Origin of the sequence: Nonomuraea sp. NPDC047529, assembly GCF_040642995.1 — a bacterium.
In the GTDB taxonomy this organism is placed as follows: Bacteria; Actinomycetota; Actinomycetes; order Streptosporangiales; family Streptosporangiaceae; genus Nonomuraea.
Map to the genome: position 1 here is coordinate 1 of NZ_JBEYTJ010000097.1, position 3,149 is coordinate 3,149.

General features: G+C 68.2%; 5 protein-coding genes. 3 read left to right on the forward strand and 2 right to left on the reverse strand.

What is annotated here, in order from left to right; all coding sequences use genetic code 11:
* Window positions 1–291: 291 nt before the first annotated feature.
* Window positions 292–720, forward strand: coding sequence for a hypothetical protein (locus tag ABZ815_RS52615; protein WP_357711087.1), 429 nt, complete (start codon window positions 292–294; stop codon window positions 718–720).
* A gap of 112 nt (window positions 721–832) precedes the next feature.
* Window positions 833–1,039 (forward strand): hypothetical protein, encoded by a 207-nt coding sequence (locus ABZ815_RS52620; protein WP_357711089.1) that lies wholly within the window; start codon window positions 833–835, stop codon window positions 1,037–1,039.
* A 239-nt stretch (window positions 1,040–1,278) separates the two neighbouring features.
* Here ABZ815_RS52620 and ABZ815_RS52625 read toward each other — a convergent pair whose 3' ends face one another.
* Window positions 1,279–1,548, reverse strand: coding sequence for a hypothetical protein (locus tag ABZ815_RS52625; protein WP_357711091.1), 270 nt, complete (start codon window positions 1,546–1,548; stop codon window positions 1,279–1,281).
* Between the two features lie 244 nt (window positions 1,549–1,792).
* Window positions 1,793–2,086 (reverse strand): hypothetical protein, encoded by a 294-nt coding sequence (locus ABZ815_RS52630; protein ID WP_357711094.1) that lies wholly within the window; start codon window positions 2,084–2,086, stop codon window positions 1,793–1,795.
* Window positions 2,087–2,442: 356 nt separating this feature from the next.
* On the opposite strand from ABZ815_RS52630, the gene ABZ815_RS52635 reads away from it, so the two are divergent.
* Window positions 2,443–3,149, forward strand: a 707-nt coding sequence (locus ABZ815_RS52635; protein WP_357711096.1) for a WD40 repeat domain-containing protein, incomplete at its 3' end; no start/stop codon positions are given.

The window sequence follows — 3,149 nt, forward strand, 5'->3', positions numbered from 1 at the left end:
GCCGATCCGCCAGGCAGCGCCCGGCGCGGGGCGCGCCGGGCGCTCTTGATACCCCCTTCATGGCCGTTGACCTGCGTGTTCCTGCTCAGGCCGGAACTGGTGACACCCCTGGGCCCGGTGGGATGAACTGGCTCTGCCCTCATCACTACCGCGATCAGTTTTGTCTGGGTGGCGAATCGGGGTTCCAGACAATCCATCGGCCGCCAAGGCTGGGCCCTGCCCGTCGTTACCTGCTCGGCGGGCCGACCTTTCACGGCCTGGGCCAGCTCAGGCAACTAACGAGGAGATCTCATGCGGAGAAGATTGATCTCGGCTGCCGTCGCCGCCATTTCTCTGGCAGGGCTGGCGTTCACATCGCCTGCCAGCGCGGCAAGCCTTCCCGATCGCATGTACGGCTGCGCACGAGGGGACTTCTGCATGTACTCGACAGAGGTCATCTCCGCAGCAACGAAGATCAGCATCGGCCGGGGCGAAAACTGGTCGTCCCTCGCGTCCGACAGCCCGTACAAGGGCGTCCGATCCTTCTTCAACTACGGCTGGCCCGACACCTATGACCGCGTTGCGGTCTCGTTCCTCCTTCCGAACCAGGGCGGTTACAGCTTCAGGTGCGTTCCCCGCGCCGAGGAAGGCAACCTCCCGCTGGGACACAAGACGGTCAGCGTGCCCGTGACTGTCATCCACATTGAGTGGGTCAAGGCCGAGACGTGCACCGGGCCGTGATTTCTGGCGGGTTCCCGTTTGCGTTCGTCAGCCGCACGCCTGGCCGGCCGATCCGCTAGGCAGCGCCTGGCGCGCCTCGCGCCGGGCGCTTCTTGACCGGCCCGAGCATCTGGTGGCCGTCACGGCGCGCTCAAATCGGCAGAAGGCGGACAAATACCCGGCCCAGTGGATGCCGATCGAGCAGGTCCACTGCCGGTACATCGCCGAATGGGCCGCGGTCAAGCGCCGGTGGGAACTGACCGTCGATGAGCAGGAGAAGGCCACGCTGACCGCCGAGGCCGCCAAGTGCCCCAACAGTCCCCTCACAGGCTCAACTTGATCGGGCCTTGATCAGCGCCGCCGGACGGCAGGGATTGAAGCGAACCGGCAGCCGCCTGCCCTGATTGCGTCTTCCTGAATCGGCCAGCGGGGCAGGCCTGATCGGCCGTCAACAACGCGCCCCCGCCCGGTCCTGGCGGATCAGGCGGGGGCGCTTCGTGTTGTCATGGCCGCCCGTGTGAGCGGCAGGCGTTCAGCCGCTGTCCAGGCCGCTGTCCATGCCTCTGTCTAGGCCGCTGGTCAGGCTCGCTTCCACCGCCACTGGTGGTTGCTGTACTCGCTGCACTTGTACCTGCGGTTCGTGCCTTGGGTGTACCCGTACTTGTTGCGTGCCGCCTTGGGGCAGTAAGCGCCGGGCGTGACGCATGCCCAGTGCGTCCCGGCCTGCCGGTAGCAGGACGTGGCGGCGGCGTTCACGCGCACAGCGGCAGAGGCGGGCACGGCGGCTACGGCGGGGACGACCAAAGCGGAGCCGGCCAGGAGGGTGGACACGAGCAGGCGTCTGAGCACAGAGACTCCTAGGGGGATGGATCGTGACAAGGGTGAGACGCCACGGGCCCGCAGATAGTTGTCACGCTCGGCTGATCGGGCAGGCCACTCCGAACGGGGGAGGCGCCGCCCCAGGTCATGTTGCACTGCCTGGCGGACGGTGAACGGAACCGGCCAGGAGCCACACGTCTGGCCAGCCGATCCACCACGCCAGCGCGGCTCGCGCCGGGCGCTCTTGGTGCCCAACATGCGCGCCCCAGGGAGCTCAGAGGTGACGTCGTCCACGCCATAGTCCATGCAGCGCCAGAGCCAGCCCTATGACCGCCAAGGCCGCATCGACTGGAGGCCACATCGTTGGGATCAGCCACACCAGCACCCCGACGGCGACGCCCAAGAGGAGGCAGGCCAGTGCGGTGATCACATACTGCGACACGAAGAGGCCGGGGCCGCGCTCCGCAGGGCGGCAGGGGCGGGGCTTGCGGAGCGCTGTCCTGTCCTCCACGGGGGATTGGTAGATGGCGAACAGGGCCATGGCGCCCAGGGCGAGGTAGGGCATCATCGGTGGGCGTGTTCCTTCCCGTGGTTGTGACGCCTCGCGGGCACTCCTGCGCCATGCCCGGTGACGGGTGGCGGCGTGGGTGGGCCTCGCTGGCGTGGTCCTCGCAGTCGGGGACGTGTTCCCAGCATGGAGATGTGGCTAGGGGCGTTTCCGATCTCGGCCAAGGTCTTCCACAGCGAGCGCGCATCGTTCCATCTGGCTACGTTCGCTGACAGACGTTGACGCTTCACACCAGGTGCGGGGGCACTTCCGCAGACCGGGTTTTACGTTTTCTTCCGCTCTGGGATGCTCGACGCATCATGAGCTCACCCGCCGTACCCGCAGCCGTCCCCCCGGGCGCTGACGACGCTGCTGCCATGGCCTTGGCCGCGTTGCGCGATCAGTTGAGCCATGCGCACCTGCACAGCGGCGCGCCGAGCTTTCGCGAGATCGAACGCCGTACCGGTAAAGCCTTGAGCCACACCACCGCCAGGGCGGTGCTGCGATGCGAGAAGCTTCCCCGTTGGGGGCAAGTCGAGCTCGTGGCAGAAGCGCTGGAAGCCGACCCGGAGGACTTCAAGCCGCTGTGGGTGACGGCCCGCGCCGCCGCACTTGCTCGCAGTTCTCCTCCGCGCCCCGATGGCGACTCGCCCAGGACACATCGCCAGCCATCGGCATCTGCCCAGCAGGTCGGTGAGCCCCTCACCGGCCATCAGGGATTCGTCTACGCGGTTGCCTTCCACCCCGACGGCCACCTGCTGGCCACCGGCGGCTACGACGGCACCGCGCGGCTGTGGGATCGTCGTACCGGCTGGCAGGTCGGCGATGCCCTCACTGGCCACGCGGCAGGCGTCGGCGTGGTTGCCTTCCACCCTGACGGCCACTTGCTGGCCACCGCCGGTGACGACGGCACCGTCCGGCTGTGGGATCCCGGCACCGGCCAACCGGTCGGCGCCCCCCTCACCGGCCACCAGGGATTCGTTGCGGTCGCCTTCCACCCTGACGGCCACCTGCTGGCCACCGCCGGTGACGACGGCACCGTCCGGCTGTGGGATCCCGGCACCGGCCAACCGGTCGGCGCCCC

Coding starts and splice junctions, on each gene's coding strand:
- ABZ815_RS52630 (WP_357711094.1), bottom strand. CDS start 2,086: ATGATGCCCTACCTCGCCCTGGGCGCCATGGCCCTGTTCGCCATCTAC.
- ABZ815_RS52615 (WP_357711087.1), top strand. CDS start 292: ATGCGGAGAAGATTGATCTCGGCTGCCGTCGCCGCCATTTCTCTGGCA.